Origin of the sequence: Pseudoroseomonas cervicalis ATCC 49957, from assembly GCF_000164635.1 — a bacterium.
Classification (GTDB): domain Bacteria; phylum Pseudomonadota; class Alphaproteobacteria; order Acetobacterales; family Acetobacteraceae; genus Pseudoroseomonas; species Pseudoroseomonas cervicalis.
This window is the reverse complement of sequence record NZ_GG770778.1, coordinates 143353-161026: the sequence shown is the minus strand read 5'-3', so window position 1 is coordinate 161026 and position 17674 is coordinate 143353. Positions and strand designations below refer to the sequence as shown.

18 protein-coding genes are annotated in these 17674 nt (G+C 71.9%); 16 read left to right on the top strand and 2 right to left on the bottom strand.

The window, feature by feature from the left end; all coding sequences use genetic code 11:
* Positions 1 to 59 precede the first annotated feature (59 nt).
* The 9 genes from HMPREF0731_RS08065 to HMPREF0731_RS08025 all read left to right on the top strand — a co-directional run bounded on the left by HMPREF0731_RS08065 (position 60) and on the right by HMPREF0731_RS08025 (position 10123).
* Positions 60 to 1592 carry a replicative DNA helicase gene (locus tag HMPREF0731_RS08065; protein WP_007003581.1) on the top strand — a complete coding sequence of 511 codons (1533 nt, stop codon included), beginning with the start codon at positions 60 to 62 and terminating at the stop codon, positions 1590 to 1592.
* On the top strand, positions 1573 to 2673 hold the full coding sequence (alr, locus tag HMPREF0731_RS08060) for an alanine racemase (RefSeq protein WP_245538287.1): 1101 nt from the start codon (positions 1573 to 1575) through the stop codon (positions 2671 to 2673). Before HMPREF0731_RS08065 ends, alr begins: the two co-directional genes overlap by 20 nt.
* A 15-nt stretch (positions 2674 to 2688) precedes the next feature.
* A complete protein-coding gene (locus HMPREF0731_RS08055) occupies positions 2689 to 3474 on the top strand; it encodes an MlaE family ABC transporter permease (protein ID WP_007003579.1) in 786 nt (261 codons plus the stop codon).
* Complete coding sequence (locus HMPREF0731_RS08050) at positions 3471 to 4244, top strand: ABC transporter ATP-binding protein (RefSeq protein ID WP_007003578.1); 774 nt, start codon at positions 3471 to 3473, stop codon at positions 4242 to 4244. The genes HMPREF0731_RS08055 and HMPREF0731_RS08050 overlap by 4 nt, the downstream gene beginning before the upstream one ends.
* Positions 4245 to 4387: 143 nt before the next feature.
* On the top strand, positions 4388 to 5815 hold the full coding sequence (gene radA, locus HMPREF0731_RS08045; protein WP_007003577.1) for a DNA repair protein RadA: 1428 nt from the start codon (positions 4388 to 4390) through the stop codon (positions 5813 to 5815).
* A 184-nt stretch (positions 5816 to 5999) separates the two neighbouring features.
* Positions 6000 to 6557: a CvpA family protein gene (locus tag HMPREF0731_RS08040; RefSeq protein ID WP_007003576.1), complete on the top strand. Its 558-nt coding sequence runs from the start codon at positions 6000 to 6002 to the stop codon at positions 6555 to 6557.
* Positions 6558 to 6562: 5 nt separating this feature from the next.
* Entirely contained in the window at positions 6563 to 8062 is a 1500-nt protein-coding gene (gene purF, locus HMPREF0731_RS08035) for an amidophosphoribosyltransferase (RefSeq protein ID WP_007003575.1), read from the top strand.
* Positions 8059 to 8805, top strand: coding sequence for an SDR family NAD(P)-dependent oxidoreductase (locus HMPREF0731_RS08030; RefSeq protein ID WP_007003574.1), 747 nt, complete (start codon positions 8059 to 8061; stop codon positions 8803 to 8805). Before purF ends, HMPREF0731_RS08030 begins: the two co-directional genes overlap by 4 nt.
* Before the next feature lie 250 nt (positions 8806 to 9055).
* Positions 9056 to 10123, top strand: coding sequence for an aspartate-semialdehyde dehydrogenase (locus HMPREF0731_RS08025; RefSeq protein WP_007003573.1), 1068 nt, complete (start codon positions 9056 to 9058; stop codon positions 10121 to 10123).
* A 126-nt stretch (positions 10124 to 10249) separates the two neighbouring features.
* Here the strand turns inward: HMPREF0731_RS08025 and HMPREF0731_RS08020 are convergent, their stop codons facing one another.
* Positions 10250 to 10882: a TenA family protein gene (locus HMPREF0731_RS08020; protein ID WP_007003572.1), complete on the bottom strand. Its 633-nt coding sequence runs from the start codon at positions 10880 to 10882 to the stop codon at positions 10250 to 10252.
* Between the two features lie 118 nt (positions 10883 to 11000).
* On the opposite strand from HMPREF0731_RS08020, the gene HMPREF0731_RS08015 reads away from it, so the two are divergent.
* From HMPREF0731_RS08015 to HMPREF0731_RS07985, 7 genes are all read left to right on the top strand, one after another.
* Entirely contained in the window at positions 11001 to 12317 is a 1317-nt protein-coding gene (locus HMPREF0731_RS08015; protein ID WP_007003571.1) for a dihydroorotase, read from the top strand.
* Between the two features lie 97 nt (positions 12318 to 12414).
* Positions 12415 to 13065, top strand: coding sequence for a tetratricopeptide repeat protein (locus HMPREF0731_RS08010; protein WP_007003570.1), 651 nt, complete (start codon positions 12415 to 12417; stop codon positions 13063 to 13065).
* Positions 13065 to 14399, top strand: a complete 1335-nt coding sequence (locus HMPREF0731_RS08005; RefSeq protein ID WP_007003569.1) for an outer membrane protein assembly factor BamB family protein — start codon at positions 13065 to 13067, stop codon at positions 14397 to 14399. The genes HMPREF0731_RS08010 and HMPREF0731_RS08005 overlap by 1 nt, the downstream gene beginning before the upstream one ends.
* Before the next feature lie 126 nt (positions 14400 to 14525).
* Positions 14526 to 15863: a ribosome biogenesis GTPase Der gene (der, locus tag HMPREF0731_RS08000; protein WP_007003568.1), complete on the top strand. Its 1338-nt coding sequence runs from the start codon at positions 14526 to 14528 to the stop codon at positions 15861 to 15863.
* Between the two features lie 234 nt (positions 15864 to 16097).
* Positions 16098 to 16304, top strand: a complete 207-nt coding sequence (locus HMPREF0731_RS07995) for a cold-shock protein (protein ID WP_007003567.1) — start codon at positions 16098 to 16100, stop codon at positions 16302 to 16304.
* A gap of 132 nt (positions 16305 to 16436) precedes the next feature.
* A complete protein-coding gene (locus HMPREF0731_RS07990; RefSeq protein WP_007003566.1) occupies positions 16437 to 16649 on the top strand; it encodes a hypothetical protein in 213 nt (70 codons plus the stop codon).
* A gap of 116 nt (positions 16650 to 16765) precedes the next feature.
* Complete coding sequence (locus HMPREF0731_RS07985; RefSeq protein ID WP_007003565.1) at positions 16766 to 16966, top strand: hypothetical protein; 201 nt, start codon at positions 16766 to 16768, stop codon at positions 16964 to 16966.
* A 183-nt stretch (positions 16967 to 17149) separates the two neighbouring features.
* On the opposite strand, the gene HMPREF0731_RS07980 is transcribed toward HMPREF0731_RS07985, so the two are convergent.
* On the bottom strand, positions 17150 to 17674 hold a 525-nt coding region (locus HMPREF0731_RS07980), incomplete at its 5' end, for an asparagine synthase-related protein (RefSeq protein ID WP_007003563.1).

Sequence of the window (17674 nt, the reverse complement as noted above, 5' to 3'; positions counted from 1 at the left end):
AGAGGGGGGCGGAGCCCCCTGCTGTTCCCCCGGCGACCCCGCCGGGCTAGACTGCCGCCATGAACAGCCTACCCCAGCCCGGCGAGACCCTGATCGGCCTGTCCCAGCGCCTGCCGCCGGCCAATCTGGAAGCCGAGCAGGCGCTGCTCGGCGCCCTGCTGGCCAACAACAAGGCCTATGAGCGGGTCTCCGAATTCCTCGCCCCCGAGCATTTCGCCGATGCCGTGCATGGCCGCATCTTCGCCGCCATCCAGCGCCGCATCGAGGCGGGGCAGCTGGCCGATGCGGTGACGCTGCGCGCCGAGTTCGAGCATTCCGGCCTGCTCGACGAGGTGGGCGGCGCCGCCTATCTGGCGCGGCTGCTCTCGGCCATGGTCGGCATCATCAATGCCGGCGAATACGGCAAGGTCATCCACGATTGCTGGATGCGCCGGCAGCTGATCGACCTCGGCGAGACGGTGGTCAACCGCGCCTTCGGCGCCGAGGCCGAGCTGGACGCGCGCGAGCAGCTGGAGGCGGCCGAGCAGTCGCTGTTCGACCTGGCCAAGGATGGCGGCTCGGAGGGCGGCTTCGTCACCTTCGGCCGGGCGCTGACCGAGGCGGTGAACATGGCCGAGAAGGCCTTCACCAGCGGCGGCGGCGTCTCCGGCCTGCCCACCGGCCTGCGCGACCTGGATGCCAAGACCGGCGGGTTGCATCCGTCGGACCTGGTGATCCTCGCCGGCCGCCCCGGCATGGGCAAGACCGCGCTGGCCACCAAGATCGCCTTCGGCGCCGCCAAGTCGATCCTGCGCGAGGCCGAGGACCAGGGCGGCCCCGGCACCGTGCCGAAGGGCGGCTGCGCCATCTTCTCGCTCGAAATGAGCGCCGACCAGCTGGCCACCCGTCTGCTGTCGGAGGAGAGCCGCATCTCCGGCGACCGCATCCGCCGTGGCGAGATCCAGCAGCGCGACTTCGACAAATTCGTCGAGGTCAGCCGCGAGCTGGCCAGCCTGCCGCTGTTCATCGACGACACCCCGGCCATCACCATCTCGGCGCTGCGCACCCGCTGCCGGCGCCTGAAGCGCACGCGCGGCCTCAGCCTGATCGTGGTCGACTACCTGCAGCTGATGCGCCCCGCCGCCGGCAGCAAGCCGGAGAACCGGGTGCAGGAGATCAGCCAGATCACCCAGGGGCTGAAGGCCATCGCCAAGGAGCTGGCGGTGCCGGTGATCGCGCTGTCGCAGCTCTCCCGCCAGGTGGAGAATCGCGAGGACAAGCGCCCGCAGCTGGCCGATCTGCGCGAATCCGGCTCGATCGAGCAGGACGCCGACATGGTGATGTTCGTCTATCGCGACGACTACTACCTGAAGATGCGCGAGCCGAAGCAGGTCGATTTCGGCGACACGCCGCAGGACCGCGACAAGTACCAGGAGGCGGTCTCCAGCTGGCAGTCGAAGATGGAGAAGGCCTACAACCGCGCCGACCTGATCGTCGCCAAGCAGCGCCACGGTCCCACCGGCACCATCCCGCTCTTCTTCGAGGCGGAGTTCACCCGCTTCGGCGACCTCGACATCGTGCATGGGGATGCGCATGGCGGCAGCGATTACTGAGGCCTCTCGCCCGGCGGAGGCCCGGCCGCGCGACGCCTTCGAGGCGGAGCTGCTGGTCGATCTCGGCGCCATCGTGGCCAATTGGCGCGACCTCGCCGCCCGCCACGCGTCCGGCCCGGTGGCCGGGGTGGTGAAGGCGGATGGCTATGGCCTGGGCGCCGCGCCGGTGGCGCGGGCGCTGGCCGCGGCCGGCTGCCGGCATTTCTTCGTGGCGCAATTCGCCGAGGGGCTGGCGCTGCGCCAGGCGCTCGGCCACGGCCCGATGGTCGCGGTGCTGGGCGGCTTCCCGCCGGGCGCCGATGACGGCGCCGACCTCACCCCGGTGCTGAACGCGCCCGCGGATCTGGCGGAGGCGCGCGCCGCCGGACGGCGCGGCGCCATCCTGCACGCCGACACCGGCATGGAGCGGCTCGGGCTGAACGCGGCGGAGCTGGCGGCGGCGGGCGACCTCTCCGATCTCGGCCTGCGCTATGTGATGACGCACCTGGCCTGCGCCGACGAGCCGGGCCACCCGCTGAACGCGCAACAGGCGGCGCGTTTCGCCGCCGTGCGCGCCGGCCTGCCCGGCCTGCCCGCGAGCTTCGCCAATTCCTCCGGCCTGTTCCTCGGGGAGGGTTTCGCCTCCGACCTCGCCCGGCCGGGCTGCGCCCTCTACGGCATCAACCCGACGCCCGGCCAGCCCAACCCGATGCGGCCGGTGCTGCGGCTGACGGTGCCCATCCTGCAACTGCGGGAGGTGCCGGCCGGCACCAGCGTCGGCTACGGCGCCAGCTGGGTCGCAAAGCGTGACAGCCGGATCGCCACCATTGCGGCGGGCTATGCCGATGGCTATCTGCGTGTCCTGTCCAACCAGGGTGTCGCCACCCTGCACGGCCAGGATGTGCCACTGGTGGGGCGGGTGTCGATGGATCTGATCACCCTGGACGTGACCGACGCCCCCGAAGCCCGCCCGGGCGACCGGGTGGAGCTGATCGGCCCGCGCCAGACGCCGGATGCGGTGGCGGCGCTGGCCGGCACCATCGGCTATGAGATCCTGACCTCCCTCGGCGCCCGCTACCGGCGGCGCTACCTCCCGGCATGAAGCGGTAGCCGCGATTTGAACCTGATCCTGAACGCCCTGGCGGCCATCGGCCGCGGCGTGCTCGGCGCCTGCCGTGCCGCCGGCGCCATCGCCCTGTTCGCGGTGGAGGGCGTGTCGCATCTCGTGCGGCCGCCCTTCTATCCGCGGCTGTTCCTGCGCGCCTTCGTGGAGATCGGCTATTTCTCCCTGCCCGTGGTGTCGCTGACCGCGATCTTCACCGGCATGGTGCTGGCGCTGCAATCCTATTCCGGCTTCTCCCGCTTCGGGGCCGAGAGCGCCATCGCCAATGTCGTGGTGCTCTCCATCACGCGGGAGCTGGGTCCGGTGCTGGCGGGGCTGATGGTGGCGGGCCGCATCGGCGCCGCCTTCGCCGCCGAGATCGGCACCATGCGCGTCACCGACCAGATCGACGCGCTGACCACGCTGTCGACCAACCCCATGAAGTACCTGGTGGCGCCGCGCCTGCTGGCCGGGACGCTGGCCATGCCGCTGCTGGTGGTGGTGGCCGACATCCTGGGCGTCATGGGCGGCTGGCTGATCGGCACCGCGCAGCTCGGCTTCACCTCGGCCTCCTACCTGACCTCGACGCTGAACTTCGTGCAGCCGATGGACGTCATCTCCGGCCTGGTGAAGGCGGCGGTGTTCGGCTTCACCATCACGCTGATGGGCTGCTACAGCGGCTACAACAGCCGTGGTGGCGCGCAGGGCGTGGGCGCCGCGACCACCCGCGCGGTGGTGGCCTCCTCCATCCTGATCCTGGCGCTGGACTATATCCTGACAGCGATGTTCTTCGGCGCATGACCGGCACCCCGAAAATCCGCCTGCGCGGCCTGACCAAGCGCTTCGGCGCCAAGACGGTGCTGGATGGCGTCGATCTCGACATCGCCGCCGGCCAGGGCATGGTGATCCTGGGCGGCTCCGGCTCCGGCAAGTCGGTCACCATCAAGTGCATCCTGGGGCTGATCCGCCCCGATGCCGGCAGCATCGAGATCGACGGGCGCGACGTGCTCGCCATGCCGCGGCGCGAGCGCGAGGCGCTGAACGACCGCATCGGCATGCTGTTCCAGAATGGCGCGCTGTTCGACAGCCTGCCGGTCTGGGAGAATGTCTGCTTCAAGCTGCTGGCGCAGAAGCGCATCACCCGCGCCAAGGCGCGCGACAAGGCGGCCGAGGTGCTGGCCCAGGTGGGGCTGGCCGCCAGCGTCGGCGACCTCTCCCCCTCGGAACTCTCGGGCGGCATGCAGAAGCGCGTCGGCCTGGCGCGCGCCATCGCCGCCGAGCCGGAGATCATCTTCTTCGATGAGCCGACCACCGGCCTCGACCCGATCATGGGCGCGGTGATCGACGGGCTGATCGTCGATTGCGTGCAGCGCCTGGGCGCGACCGCCGTGTCGATCACCCACGACATGGCCAGCGCAAGGCGCATCGGCGAGACGGCGGCCATGCTGCACAAGGGCCGCATGGTCTGGACCGGCCCGGCCGCGACGCTCGGCCACAGCGGCAACCCGATGGTGGACCAGTTCGCCAATGGCGAGCGCGAGGGGCCGATCACCATGGAATTGCGGAAGTAGCCAGGGGCTCCGCCCCTGGAACCCCGCGCCAACTGAAGGCGGGGTCCGGGGTGGCCCTGCCACCCCGGCGGAGGGGTCTGGGGAGGCGGAGCCTCCCCAGAGAACCACTCGCCTTTGTTCCCTTTTCGTCCCATATAGGCCGCATGGCCAAATCCACCGCCCGCTTCGTCTGCCAGAATTGCGGCGCCATCGCCCCGCGCTGGCAGGGCCGCTGCGACACCTGCGGCGAATGGAACACCATCGTCGAGGAGCAGCCCGAGGCGCCGCGCGCCCCCGGCCCCGCTGGCAAGTCGGCCGGTGGCCGCAGGCTGGAATTCGTGGCGCTGAAGGGCCGCGCCGCGCCGCCGCCGCGCACCGTCAGCGGCATGGCGGAGCTGGACCGGGTGCTGGGCGGCGGCTTCGTGCCCGGCAGCGTCATCCTGGTGGGCGGCGACCCCGGCATCGGCAAGTCGACCATCCTGTTGCAGGCGGCGGCGCGCATCGCCAATGCCGGGCGGCGTGTCCTCTATATCTCGGGCGAGGAGGCGATCGATCAGGTGCGGCTGCGGGCGCTGCGCCTCGGCCTGCAGGACAGCCCGCTCGGCCTCGCCGCCACCACCAGCCTGCGCGACATCGCGGCCAGCCTGGAGGAGGAGAAGGAGGCGACGCTGGTCATCATCGACTCGATCCAGACGGTCTGGCTGGACAGCCTGGATTCGGCCCCCGGCACCGTCAGCCAGGTGCGCGCCTGCGCCGCCGAGCTGACGCGGCTGGCCAAGACCCGCAACTTCGCCGTGGTGCTGGTGGGGCATGTGACCAAGGAAGGCACCCTGGCCGGGCCCCGCGTGCTGGAGCACATGGTGGACGCCACGCTGTATTTCGAAGGCGATCGCGGCCACCAGTTCCGCATCCTGCGCGCGGTGAAGAACCGCTTCGGCGCCACCGACGAGATCGGCGTCTTCGAGATGACCGATCGCGGGCTGATGGAGGTCGCCAACCCCTCCGCCCTCTTCCTGGCCGAGCGGCGCGGCAATATCTCCGGGAGTGCCGTCTTCGCCGGGATGGAGGGCACGCGGCCGGTGCTGGTGGAAATCCAGGTGCTGCTCTCGCCCTCCGCCTCCGGCGGCTCGCCGCGGCGGCAGGTGGTGGGGTGGGATTCCGGGCGGCTGGCCATGCTGATGGCGGTGCTGGAATCCCGCTGCCGCGTCAGCCTCGGCCAGAACGACGTCTACCTGAACATCGCCGGCGGGCTGCGGGTGGGGGAGCCGGCGGCCGACCTCGCCGTCGCCGCCGCCCTGGTCTCCGCCGCCACCGACCGGCCGACCGACCCGGACATGGTGTTCTTCGGCGAGATCGGCCTCTCCGGCGAGGTGCGCCAGGTGGCGCAGACCGATACCCGCCTGCGCGAGGCCGCCAAGCTCGGCTTCGCCGCCGCCATGCTGCCGCGCCGCGTGGCGCGCGGCGGCCGCGCCGCCCCCGCCCATGAGGGGCTGCGCCTGACCGAGATCGGGCACCTCGCCGATCTGGTGGCGCCGATGGCCGCCGCCGCCGCGGGGAAGACAGAAAAGAAGGAAAAGAAAGCGGGGGAATGAATTCCCCCGCGCCCCCTTCTTCTTTCTGTCAGGGCCGGCCGCCGCTGGCGGCCGGCAGCACCACGCCGCCGGCCGTCGCACGACACCCGCACCCCCTCCCCTGCAGCGTCCCGCCTCCCCACCCGACGGCGGCAGCCCGAAAGAAAGATGGCGGGGGGGCAGGGGCTTGGGTATAGGGGCGGCGATGACCTGGGTGGACGGCATTGTCCTGGCAGTGGTCGCCCTCTCGGCGCTCATCGCCTTCTTTCGCGGCCTGGTGCGTGAGGTGCTGGGCGTCGGCGCCTGGATCGGCGCCGGCCTGTTCGCCATCTATATGCTGCCGGGCGCGTCGCAGCTCGCCGGCACCTATGTGCAGCCGCCCTGGCTGGCCGAGATCGTCGGCGGTGCCGTCGCCTTCCTGATCGCGCTGATCGTGCTCAAGCTGCTGATCGGCTGGTTCGCCGGGCTGGTGCGGGCCTCGGTGCTCGGGGGTCTGGATCGCGCCCTCGGCATGGTGTTCGGCCTCGCGCGGGGTGCTTTCCTGGTCGTGCTCGCTTATATCGTGGGCGGGTTGTTCCTGCCTCAGGTCGAGCGCTGGCCCGAGCCGGTGCAGGAGGCACGCAGCCTGCCCATCGTGGCGGATGGGGCGGCGATGCTTGTGTCGCAGCTTCCGCCGGAGTATCGCCCGCGCCTACCCGATCTGCCGCAGCGCAGCATGCCCAGCATGGATGAGCTGCTGCGGCCCCCGGCCCAGAGCCGGTAACGAGGATGCCGATGCAGCCCCTGCCCTCCACCCATCCCTGGGACGACGATGACGGCTTCCATGAGGAATGCGGCGTCTTCGGAGTCTGGAACGCGACCGACGCCGCGGCACTGACCGCGCTCGGCCTGCATGCCCTGCAGCATCGCGGGCAGGAAGCCTCCGGCATCGTCACCCTGGCGGATGCGGGCACGGCCTCGGCCAAGTTCAACGCGCATCGCGGCCTGGGGCTGGTGGGCGACATCTTCGGCGACGCCAAGGTGATGGCGGGGCTGAAGGGGCGCAGCGCCGTCGGCCACAACCGCTACGCCACCACCGGCGAGACCGCGCTGCGCAACGTGCAGCCGCTCTTCGCCGATTTCGAGTTCGGCGGCCTGGCCGTCGCCCACAACGGCAACCTGACCAATGCGACGGCGCTGAAGCGCGCCCTGGTCCGCCGCGGCTGCCTGTTCCAGAGCACCACCGATTCGGAGGTGTTCGTCCACCTCATCGCCATCAGCCTCTACGCCAATGTGGTGGACCGGCTGATCGACGCGCTGAAGCAGGTGCAGGGCGCCTATTCGCTGATCGCGCTGCATGATGGCGCGCTGATCGGCGCGCGCGACCCGCTGGGCGTGCGCCCGCTGGTGCTCGGCCGCCTCGGCGCGCCGGAGGGCGGCGCCTATGTGCTGGCCAGCGAGACCTGCGCCCTCGACATCGTCGGCGCCGAGTTCATCCGCGATGTCGAGCCGGGCGAGATCGTGCTCATCGACAATGACGGGCTGCGCAGCATCAAGCCCTTCGGCCGCGGCCAGAGCCGGTTCTGCATCTTCGAGTACATCTATTTCGCCCGCCCCGATTCGGTGGTGGAGGGCACGCCGGTCTACGCGACGCGCAAGCGCATCGGCTCCGAGCTGGCGCGCGAGAGCCATGTCGAGGCCGATGTGGTGGTGCCGGTGCCGGATTCCGGCGTCCCCGCCGCCATGGGCTACGCGACCGAGGCCGGCATTCCCTTCGAGCTCGGCATCATCCGCAACCACTATGTCGGCCGCACCTTCATCGAGCCCACCGACCAGATCCGCCATCTGGGCGTGAAGCTGAAGCACAGCGCCAACCGGCCGATGATCGAGGGCAAGCGCGTCATCCTGGTGGATGATTCGATCGTGCGCGGCACCACCTCGAAGAAGATCGTCGAGATGGTGCGCCAGGCCGGCGCCAAGGAGGTGCATATGCGCATCTCCTCGCCGCCGACGACGCATTCCTGCTTCTACGGCATCGACACGCCGGAGCGGGAGAAGCTGCTGGCCGCCAACCATGATGTCGAGGAGATGGCCCGCATCATCGGCGCCGACAGCCTCGCCTTCATCTCGCTGGACGGCATGTACCGCGCGCTCGGCCGGCCGGGCCGCGACGCCAGCAACCCCGGCTATTGCGATGCCTGCTTCACCGGCGACTACGCCATTCCGCTGACCGATCTCGAGGGCCATCCCGAGCGCGTCCCCGCGCTGCTGGCGGCCAACGGCCAGTGAGCGCGGTGACGGACGCGGCGGTGGCGGGCACCGCCCGGCCGCTGGCCGGGCAGATCGCCCTCCTCACCGGCGCCAGCCGCGGCATCGGGGCTGCGACGGCGGTGGAGCTGGCGCGGCTCGGCGCGCATTGCGTGCTGATCGCCCGCACCCAGGGCGGGCTGGAGGAGACCGACGACGCCATCCGCGCCGTCGGCGGCCAGGCCACGCTGCTGCCCTTCAACCTGGTGAAGGATGCCGACAAGATCGACATGGTCGGCCCCTCCCTGGTGGAGCGCTTCGGCCGGCTCGACATCCTGATCCACAATGCCGGGGCGCTGGGCGCGCTGACCCCCGTCGCGCACATCACCCCGCGCGACTGGAACGACGTCATCGGCACCAACCTGACCGCCGCCTGGCGGCTGATCCGCACCTGCGACCCGCCGCTGCGCGCGGCGCCGGCGGGGCGGGCGGTGTTCGTCACCACCGGGCGGGTGCAGCGGCCCAAGGCCTTCTGGGGGCTCTATGGCGCCTCCAAGGCGGGCATGGAGCACCTCGTCCAGACCTGGGCGCAGGAGGTGGAGCACACCGCGCTGCGCGTGAACCTGTTCGACCCCGACGTGGTGGCGACCAAGATGCGCGCCCAGGCGATGCCGGGCGAGGACCCGGACAGCATCGCCCAGCCGCGCGACGTGGCGCCGGCGCTCGCCGCGCTCTGCCTGCCGGCCGAGTCGCGGCACGGCCAGACGGTTCTTTTCCGGGGCTGATCCCGGGGCGGGGGCCACGCCCCCGCTCACGCCACCTTGACGGCGGCCCGCATCCGGGGCGAAATGACCGGCATGTTCGCCCCGATCATCATCAAGCGCATTACCAAGACGACCGCTCCGGCGGGGCGTCCTCTGGTGCATGCGCGGGTCGCCGCAGCATAACCACCAGAAGGCCCCGCCGGAGACGGACGGGGCCAGAGCCGGACAGGAACCCGGCCCCGTCTCTCCCGGCCCCACCGGACAGAGATCGATGAACGCCCTTTCCTCCTCCGCCGAACTGGCCCAGCCGCCGCATCAGAGCGTGGCCGCCAACCCCGTGGTCGCCATTGTCGGCGCCACCGGCGCCGTCGGCGTCGAGATGCTGCGCTCCCTTGAGGAGCGCGACTTCCCGCTGGCCTCGCTGAAGCTGCTGGCCTCGCCGCGCTCGGCCGGCAAGACCATGCGCTTCCGCGGCCAGGACCTGGCCATCGAGGCGCTGGACGAGGCCAGCTTCGAGGGTGTGGACCTCGCCCTGTTCTCCGCCGGCTCGGGCGTGTCGAAGCGCTACGCGGCGGCGGCGGTGAAGGCCGGCGCGGTGGTGGTGGACAATTCCTCCGCCTTCCGCATGGACCCCGACGTGCCGCTGGTGGTGCCCGAGGTGAACGGGGCCGAGATCGCGCGGCATCGTGGCATCATCGCCAACCCGAACTGCGTCGCCATCATCGCCACCGTGCCGCTCTGGCCGCTGCAACAGGCGATCGGCATCCGCCGCGTCACCGCCGCCACCTACCAGGCGGCCTCCGGCGCCGGCGCCGCGGCGATGGAGGAGCTGCGCGCCTCGACCGAGGCCTATCTGAAGGGCGAGGCCTTCACGCCGCAGGTGCTGCCGCACCCCTATGCCTTCAACCTGTTCAGCCACAATGCCGAGGTCGACCCCGAGACCGGCTACAATGGCGAGGAGCTGAAGGTGATCGCCGAGACCCGGCGCATCATGGACGCCCCGGCTCTGCCGCTCGGCATCACCTGCATCCGCGTGCCGATCCTGCGCGCCCATGCCATCGCGCTGAATGTCGAGTTCAGCCGCCCGGTCTCCCCGGACGAGGTGAAGGCGCTGCTGGCCGAGGCGCCGGGGGTGCGCATCGTCGATGACCGCGCGGCGAACCATTTCCCGATGCCGTCCGAGGCCTCGGGCCAGGGCGATGTGCTGGCCGGCCGCTTCCGCGCCGATCTGGGCGACCCGAGCGGCCATTCGGTGGCGTTCTTCGTGGCCGGCGACCAGCTGCTGAAGGGCGCGGCGCTGAACGCCGTGCAGATCGCGGAGCAGTTGCTGGCGCGCTGAAGCAAAGGCCGGGGGGACAGGGTCCCCCCGGACCCCGCCTTCAGTTTGGCGCCATCTGATGGCGGGGTCCGGGGTGGCCCTGCCACCCCGGCGGAGGGGTCTGGGGAGGCGGAGCCTCCCCAGCTCCTACCTGTAGAGATCGTCGAAAAACCGCCGCTCCAGCTGGACCGCCCGCCCGAACAGCGCGGCGCAGGCGGCTTCCTCCGCCGGCCCGACGCGGTCCAGCTCGCCGCGCAGCCAGCCGACGAAGCCGCGGAAATAATCGTTGTCGTGCAGGGTGATCCATTCGGCGTGCAGGAAGCTTTCGGGCTTCGGCCCGTCCAGCCTCTCGGCCCAGCTCAGGTAGAGCCATTCCGCCACCGCCAGCACCGACAGCGCCTGGGCGTAGGAGCGGCTTTCGGCGGCCTCGCGCATCAGGTCCTGGAAGGCGCGGGTGGTCTCGCTCAGCTCTGGCGCGGTGCGCTCCGCCTCCGGCACGCCGAGCTCGTCGAAGGCGCGCTGGAAATAGGTGTTCTCGTCGCTGGTGATCATCGCCAGGAAGCGGGAGAGGCGCAGCCGCGCGGCGAAGCTGTCGGCCGAGGCGATGGCCGCGCCCAGCAGCGCCACGAAGCGGTCGATGAACTGGTAGTCCTGCACCAGATAGGCGCGCAGCACGGCGGGGTCGATGCGGCCCGCGCCCAGCTCGGCGGCGAAGCGGTGGGTGATGGCGGCGTCCCAGTCGGCGGCGTTCTGGGCGCGCAGGCGCTCGGACAGGCTCATGCGGATTCTCTCCCCGGCAGGCTTGGCCGGACTGGCTAGCAGATCGCCGGCGAGGGGTCGCCCCCGGCGGCAAACTTGCCTAAAGACAGGGCGTCCGTTTGCGTCGAGAGGATGCCGCATGACCAGCTTCGATCTCATCCTGCGCGGGGGAACCTGCGTGCTGCCCTGGGGCGAGGCGGTGGCGGATGTCGGCGTCAAGGCCGGCCGCATCGCCGCGATCGGCGATCTCGGCGCGGCCCACGCGCCGCAGGTGGTGGACTGCGCCGGGCTGCATGTGCTGCCCGGGCTGATCGACCCGCATGTGCATCTGCGCGACCCGGGCGACCCGGCGGTGGAGACCATCCCGAACGGGACGAAGGCCGCCATCCTGGGCGGCATCACGGCGGTGTTCGACATGCCGAACACCACCCCCTCCATCACCAGCCAGGCGGCGCTGGAGGAAAAGCGGGCCTATGTGCAGGGCAAGGCCTGGTGCGACATCGGCTTCTATGTCGGCGCCGCCAAGTCCAACATCGCCGAGCTGGCGGCGCTGGAAGCCAATCCGGATGTCTGCGGCATCAAGGTCTTCGCCGGCTCCTCGACCGGCGACCTGCTGGTCGATGACGATGCCAGCCTGGAGCGGGTGATGCGGCTCGGCCGCCGCCGCATCTCCTACCATTCGGAGGACGAGTACCGGCTGCAGGAGCGCAAGCCGCTCTACGCCGCCGGCGGCCCGCACCGGCTGCATGCCGAGTGGCGCGATGTCGAATGCGCCTTCCTCGGCACCCGCCGGCTGATGGCGCTGGCGCGCGAGACCGGGCGGCCTGCGCATATCCTGCACGTCTCGACCGCCGAGGAGCTGGTCTACCTGAAGGATTTCCGCGACGTCGCGACCGTCGAGGTGCTGGTCAACCACCTCTCCCAGACCGACGAGGCCTATGAGCGGCTGGGCGGCTATGCGGTGATGAACCCGCCGATCCGCGACGCCCGCCACCAGGCGGCGGCGTGGGAGGCGGTGCGCAACGGCACGGTGGACTGCATCGGCTCCGACCACGCGCCGCACAGCCGCGCGGCGAAGGAGCGCCCCTGGCCGGCGACGGCGGCGGGGCTCACCGGCGTGCAGACCCTGGCGCCGCTGATGCTCGACCATGTGAATGCCGGGCGCCTGACCCTCGGCCGGATGGTGGACCTGATGTCGGCCGGCCCGGCCCGGGTCTATGGCGCCGTCACCAAGGGGCGGCTCGCCGCCGGCTATGACGCCGACTTCACCGTGGTCGACCTGAAGAAGAGCCGCACCATCGAGGAGAGCTGGATCGCCTCCCCCTGCGGCTGGACGCCGTTTGCCGGGCAGCGCGTCACCGGCTGGCCGGTGATGACCATCGTGCGCGGCCAGCTGGCGATGCGCGAGGACGAGGTGCTGGGCAGCCCGCAGGGCAGGCCGGTCCTGTTCCACTGAGGCGGGGCCGGGGCGGCCCCGCCGCCCTTGCCCTTAACTTCGCCCCTCGCTGCCGCTATGGTCCCGCGCGCTTGTCACAGGCTTCAGGGACCGGACCTTGCCGGATATTTTCGACGAAGTGCAGGAGGAGCTGCGGGCCGAGCGGGCCCGCCGCATGGCCCTGCGGTATGGCGGGCTGGTCGCGGGCCTGGCGCTGCTGGTCCTGGCCGGTCTCGGCGGCTGGCAGGGCTGGCGCTGGTACCAGCAGCGCGAGGCCACGCAATCCGCCGCCATCTTCCTGGAGCAGCACCGCGCCGCCGAGGCGCAGGGCGCCGATCTGCGGGCGATCGGCGACCGCTTCGCCGGCCTCGCCAGCAGCGGCCCGGAAGGCTACCGGATCCTCTCGGCCCTGCGCGCCGCCGCGCTGAAGGCCGAGACCGGCGACCGCGACGGCGCCCTGGCGCTGTGGAACCAGCTCTCCGCCGACAATGCCGCGCCGCGGATCTACCGCGACCTCGCCAGCCTGATGTGGGCGCTGCACGGCATCGATTCGCAGGACCCGGCGCAGCTTTCCGCGCGCCTCGGCCCGCTGGCGGCCGAGGGCAGCGCCTGGCGCGCCTCGGCGCGCGAGCTGCAGGGGCTGCTGGCGCTCCGCCAGGGCGACAAGGCCACTGCCAAGCGTGAATTCGACGCGCTGGCCCAGGATGTCACCGCGCCGCAGGGCCTGCGCGAGCGCGCCGGCCGGCTGGCCGCAGGATTGGGGGTGTGATGCAGGGCAAAGTCTGGACACGGCGTGCGGCGCTGCTCGGCGGCGCGGGGCTGCTGAGCGGCTGCGGCATTCTCGACATGTTCGGGGAAAGCAAGGACCGCCTGCCGGGCGAGCGCCGCTCGATCCTGGCCGCGCAGCGCCCGTTGGAGGCCGATGCGTCGCTGGCCGGCCAGCCCCTGGCCCTGCCGCCCCCCACCGCGCGCGAGGCCTGGCCGCAACCCGGCGGCGGCCCCGCCCATGCCACCGGCCACAGCGCGCTCGGCGCCCAGCTCGGCCAGGCCTGGCGCGTCTCGGTCGGCACCGGCAGCTCCTATCGCCGCCGCCTGACCAGCGGCCCGGTCATCGCCGGAGGCACGGTCTTCGCGGCCGATGCCTATGGCGAGGTCTCGGCCTTCGACCTCGCCTCCGGCGGCCGCCGCTGGCGCTTCGACACGCGCCCCGAGAAGGATGATGTCGGCGGCGTCGGCGCCGGCTGCGCCTTCGCCGACGGCACGCTCTACGTCACCACGGGCCTCGCCGAGCTGATCGCCCTCGACCCGGCGAGCGGCCAGCAGCGCTGGCGCGCCCGCCTGCCGGCGCCGACCCGCGGCGCCCCCACCGTCTTCGCCGGCCGCGTCTATGTGCCGACGCTGGAGAACCAGCTGCTGGCGCTCTCGGCCGAGGATGGCCGCCGGCTCTGGACCTACCGCGCCCAGGCGGCGACCGCCCTGCCGCTCGGCCTGCCCGGCCCCGCGGTGGACGAGGATTTCGTCGTCGCCGGCTTCCCCTCGGGCGAGCTGGTGGCGATGCGGCCGCAGGATGGCCGCGTGCAATGGACCGAGAGCCTGGCCGGCCAGGGCCGCGGCGGGCTCGGCGACATCGCCGGGGTGCGCGGCCTGCCGGTGATCTTCGAGGGCCGCGTCTATGCCATGGGCATGGGCGGCACCTCCATGGCGGTCGACCTGCGCTCCGGCCGCCGGCTGTGGGAGCATGAGCTGGGCGGCACGGAAAGCCCGGTCGTCGCCGGCGACTGGCTGTTCCTGGTGGGCGACAATGGCGTGCTCACCGCCGTGCAGCGCGAGAGCGGCCGCCTGCGCTGGGTGGCCGAGCTGAACGCGCCGCCGGAAGGCACCGACCCGAAGAAGTTCGAGGCGGCGAGCTTCGCCACCCCGATCCTGGCCGGCGGGCAGCTCATCCTGCCCTCCAGCAAGGGCGAGGCGCTGCTGATCAACCCCGGCTCCGGGCAGATCGGCGGGCGGCTGCGCCTGCCGGGCTCCACCACCCTGCCCGGCGCGGTGGCGCAGGACACGCTGGTCCTGCTCACCGATGACGGGACGCTGGTGGCGTACCGGTAAAACAAGATTCCAGGGGCGCCGCCCCTGGACCCCGCCGGGGGGCTAGGAGCCCCCCATAGGCCCCTGGGGACCCCGCCTGCGGATTTGGTTTCGCCAGAGGGCGTTCCGCTGTAAAGGCGGGGCATCATGCTGCCTCGTATCGCCATCATCGGCCGCCCCAATGTGGGCAAGTCCACGCTGTTCAACCGCCTGGCCGGGCGCAAGCTCGCCATTGTGGACGACACCCCGGGCGTCACCCGCGACCGCAAGGAGACGGAAGCCCGCCTCGGCGGCCGCGCCGTGCTGCTGCTCGACACGGCCGGGCTGGAGGAAGCGCCGCCCGACACCGTGGCCGGCCGCATGCGCGCCAGCTCCGAAGCCGCCATCCGCGACGCCGACCTGGTGCTCTTCGTGGTCGATGCGCGCGCCGGCATCACCCCCTCCGACCGCGCCTTCGCCGCCTGGCTGCGCCGCCAGAGCGTGCCGGTGCTGCTGGTCGCCAACAAGACCGAGGGCCGCGGCGGCGGCATGGCCGCCTACGAGGCCTATGAGCTGGGCCTCGGCGACCCGGTCGCCATCTCCGCCGAGCATGGCGAGGGCATCGCCGACCTGCACACCACCGCCGCCGAGCTGCTGCCGGAGGAGGAGGACGAGGACGCCCGCGACCGCAGCCGCCCGCTGCGCCTGGCCATCGTCGGCCGGCCCAATGCCGGCAAGTCGACCCTGCTGAACGCCCTGCTGGGCGAGGAGCGGATGATCACCGGCCCCGAGCCGGGCCTGACCCGCGACGCCGTGGCGGTGGAATGGACCGACGAGACCGGCGGCAAGGTGCGGCTGGTCGACACCGCCGGCATGCGCAAGAAGGCCCGCATCATCGAGGGGCTGGAGCAGATGTCGGTGGCCGCCACCATCGCCGCGCTGAAGGAGGCGGAGGCCGCCATCCTGGTGCTCGACGCCAATCTCGGCATGGATGAGCAGGACCTGCGCATCGCCCGCCTGGCCGAGCGCGAGGGCCGCGCCGTCATCATCGCCTTCAACAAATGGGACGCCGTCGAGGACCGCGCCGCCTGCCGCCGCAAGCTGGACGACGTGCTCACCGCCTCGCTGGCGCAGCTCAAGGGGGTGGAGGTCGTCACCCTCTCGGCCATGACCGGGCGCGGGGTGGAGCGGCTGATGCCGGCGGTGCGGCAGACGGTGGAGCGCTGGAACCGCCGCATCCCGACCGGCGAGCTGAACCGCTGGTTCGAGGCGGCGCTGGCCCGCCACGCCCCGCCCCTGGCCAATGGCCGCCGCATCAAGCTGCGCTACGCCACCATGCCGAAGGCACGGCCACCCACCATCGCCATCTTCGGCCCCCGCGCCGAGGACCTGCCGGAAGACTATCGCCGCTACCTGGTGAACAGCTTCCGCGACGCCTTCGACATGCCGGGCGTGCCGGTCCGGGTGAATGCCCGCGGCGGCAAGAACCCCTTCGTCGAGGAGTGATCCGCCCCGCCCGCGCCCCGGCGCGGGCGGCTGCCGCGCGCGCCGCGCGGACGTGCCGGCCATTTAAAGGTTGCACCCACCGGCGCGCAGGACCATGTTGGTCGGGTCAGCTCGTTTGGTTCGGCCTGCTCCCTGCTCCTCGCGAGCGCCGAGCCCGGTGTCCGTCTCCCGCGACGTTCGATCCGCCCCGCGATGTCCGTGGGGCGGCCTTCTGTTTTTGAACGGAACAGCATCATGGCTTTCGGCACCGTCAAGTGGTTCAACGCCACCAAGGGCTACGGCTTCATCCAGCCGGAAGACGGCTCCAAGGACGTCTTCCTGCACGTCTCCGACGTGCAGCGCTCCGGCCTGCGCGAGCCGCGCGAGGGCGAGCGCCTGCAGTATGACCTGCAGCAGGGCCAGCAGGGCAAGGTCTCCGCGACCAATCTGCGCCAGGCCTGAGGCCCGGCGCGCCCCGGGCCGCGCGCCCGGGGCGAAGGCCGTGGCCGGGCACCCTCCGTGGTGCGCCCGGCCCGGCCGCTTCCGGCGGCCCGCCTGGCCGCCCGCGACGCATCCGGCCTCAAAGGAACAGACATGCCTCCCCATGGCTACTCGGTCGGCCAGATCGTCGAACTCGTCCCCGGCAAGTATGACGGCAACATCCCGCGCGGCGCCTATGCCGTGACGCGGCTGCTGCCGAACGATGGCAGCGACCGCGAATACCGCGTGCGCAGCCAGCAGGACGGGCATGAGCGCGTGGTGCGCGAAAGCCAGCTGCGCGGCCGCGGCGCCGAGGCGCTCCGCTAGCCCTGCCGCCGGCGCCACGGCGCCCGGCCCGCCGCGTTTCCGCGGCCTTGTCACGACGCGCCGGCCGCTCCGGCCCGCCGCTCCCCCAGCCCCGGCAGATGCCGGCAGGAGCCCCCATGTCCGATCTCCGCAAGAAACCCGCCGCGGCCCCGCAGGCCGAGGCGCAGACCATGGTCTTCGACGAGGCCGAGGTGGAATACCTGGCCAAGCGACTCCGCGTCTCCGCCGCCATCATCCGCGAGATCATGCGCCGCATCGGCTCGGGCGAGCGCTCGGCCGTGGAGCGCGAGTTCCGCAAGGGCATGGCCCGCCGCTGAGCGGCGTCGCGCGGCCATACGGCCCGCGCGCCTGAGAGGGGCTTTGCCCCTCTCACTCCCCACCAAAGGCCTGAGGCCTTTGGAAACCCATCTGTTTGGATTCTAAACTGATAGCGGGTGCAGGGGACCTTGTCCCCTGCTGGGGGAGTTTGAGGGGGCAAAGCCCCCTCAAGCCGGTCGCGCTCAGTGCGCCGCCAGATACTCGAAGGTGTCGCCCGCGGGCATCACCCCCTCGACATGCCGGCGGTGCCACAGCGCGTAGAACAGCAGGTGCCAGGCGGCGAAGCCCTCGCGCTTGCCGCCCGCCGCCTTGAACAGGGCGGCCACGCGGTCGGGCCGGGCGATCTCGGCCACGCCGGGCTGCGCCGCCACCAGCGGCCCCAGCCTCTCCCCCTTGGCGGCGATCCAGGCGCCGACCGGCACGGTGAAGCCCTGCTTCGGCCGGTGCGGCTCGGCCGCCGGCAGGTGGCGGGCCAGCCATTCGCGCAGCAGCCACTTGCCCGCGCCGTTGCGCACCTTCAGCGCGTCCGGCAGGCGGAACACCGCCTCGGCCACGGCGCTGTCCAGGAAGGGGGTGCGCCCCTCCACCGCATGCGCCATCAGGCAGCGGTCCAGCTTCAGCAGCAGGTCGTTGGGCAGCCAGTCGGCGACATCCAGCGCCTGCGCCGCCATCAGCCGGCTGCGGCCGGGCAGCGCCACGGCGGCCTC

Excerpts from the sequence above, each read along its gene's own strand:
- HMPREF0731_RS08065 (WP_007003581.1), top strand. The coding sequence starts at position 60 with ATGAACAGCCTACCCCAGCCCGGCGAGACCCTGATCGGCCTGTCCCAG.
- alr (WP_245538287.1), top strand. The coding sequence starts at position 1,573 with ATGGCGGCAGCGATTACTGAGGCCTCTCGCCCGGCGGAGGCCCGGCCG.
- HMPREF0731_RS08050 (WP_007003578.1), top strand. The coding sequence starts at position 3,471 with ATGACCGGCACCCCGAAAATCCGCCTGCGCGGCCTGACCAAGCGCTTC.
- radA (WP_007003577.1), top strand. The coding sequence starts at position 4,388 with ATGGCCAAATCCACCGCCCGCTTCGTCTGCCAGAATTGCGGCGCCATC.
- HMPREF0731_RS08040 (WP_007003576.1), top strand. The coding sequence starts at position 6,000 with ATGACCTGGGTGGACGGCATTGTCCTGGCAGTGGTCGCCCTCTCGGCG.
- purF (WP_007003575.1), top strand. The coding sequence starts at position 6,563 with ATGCCGATGCAGCCCCTGCCCTCCACCCATCCCTGGGACGACGATGAC.
- HMPREF0731_RS08025 (WP_007003573.1), top strand. The coding sequence starts at position 9,056 with ATGAACGCCCTTTCCTCCTCCGCCGAACTGGCCCAGCCGCCGCATCAG.
- HMPREF0731_RS08020 (WP_007003572.1), bottom strand. The coding sequence starts at position 10,882 with ATGAGCCTGTCCGAGCGCCTGCGCGCCCAGAACGCCGCCGACTGGGAC.
- HMPREF0731_RS08015 (WP_007003571.1), top strand. The coding sequence starts at position 11,001 with ATGACCAGCTTCGATCTCATCCTGCGCGGGGGAACCTGCGTGCTGCCC.
- HMPREF0731_RS08005 (WP_007003569.1), top strand. The coding sequence starts at position 13,065 with ATGCAGGGCAAAGTCTGGACACGGCGTGCGGCGCTGCTCGGCGGCGCG.
- der (WP_007003568.1), top strand. The coding sequence starts at position 14,526 with ATGCTGCCTCGTATCGCCATCATCGGCCGCCCCAATGTGGGCAAGTCC.
- HMPREF0731_RS07995 (WP_007003567.1), top strand. The coding sequence starts at position 16,098 with ATGGCTTTCGGCACCGTCAAGTGGTTCAACGCCACCAAGGGCTACGGC.
- HMPREF0731_RS07990 (WP_007003566.1), top strand. The coding sequence starts at position 16,437 with ATGCCTCCCCATGGCTACTCGGTCGGCCAGATCGTCGAACTCGTCCCC.
- HMPREF0731_RS07985 (WP_007003565.1), top strand. The coding sequence starts at position 16,766 with ATGTCCGATCTCCGCAAGAAACCCGCCGCGGCCCCGCAGGCCGAGGCG.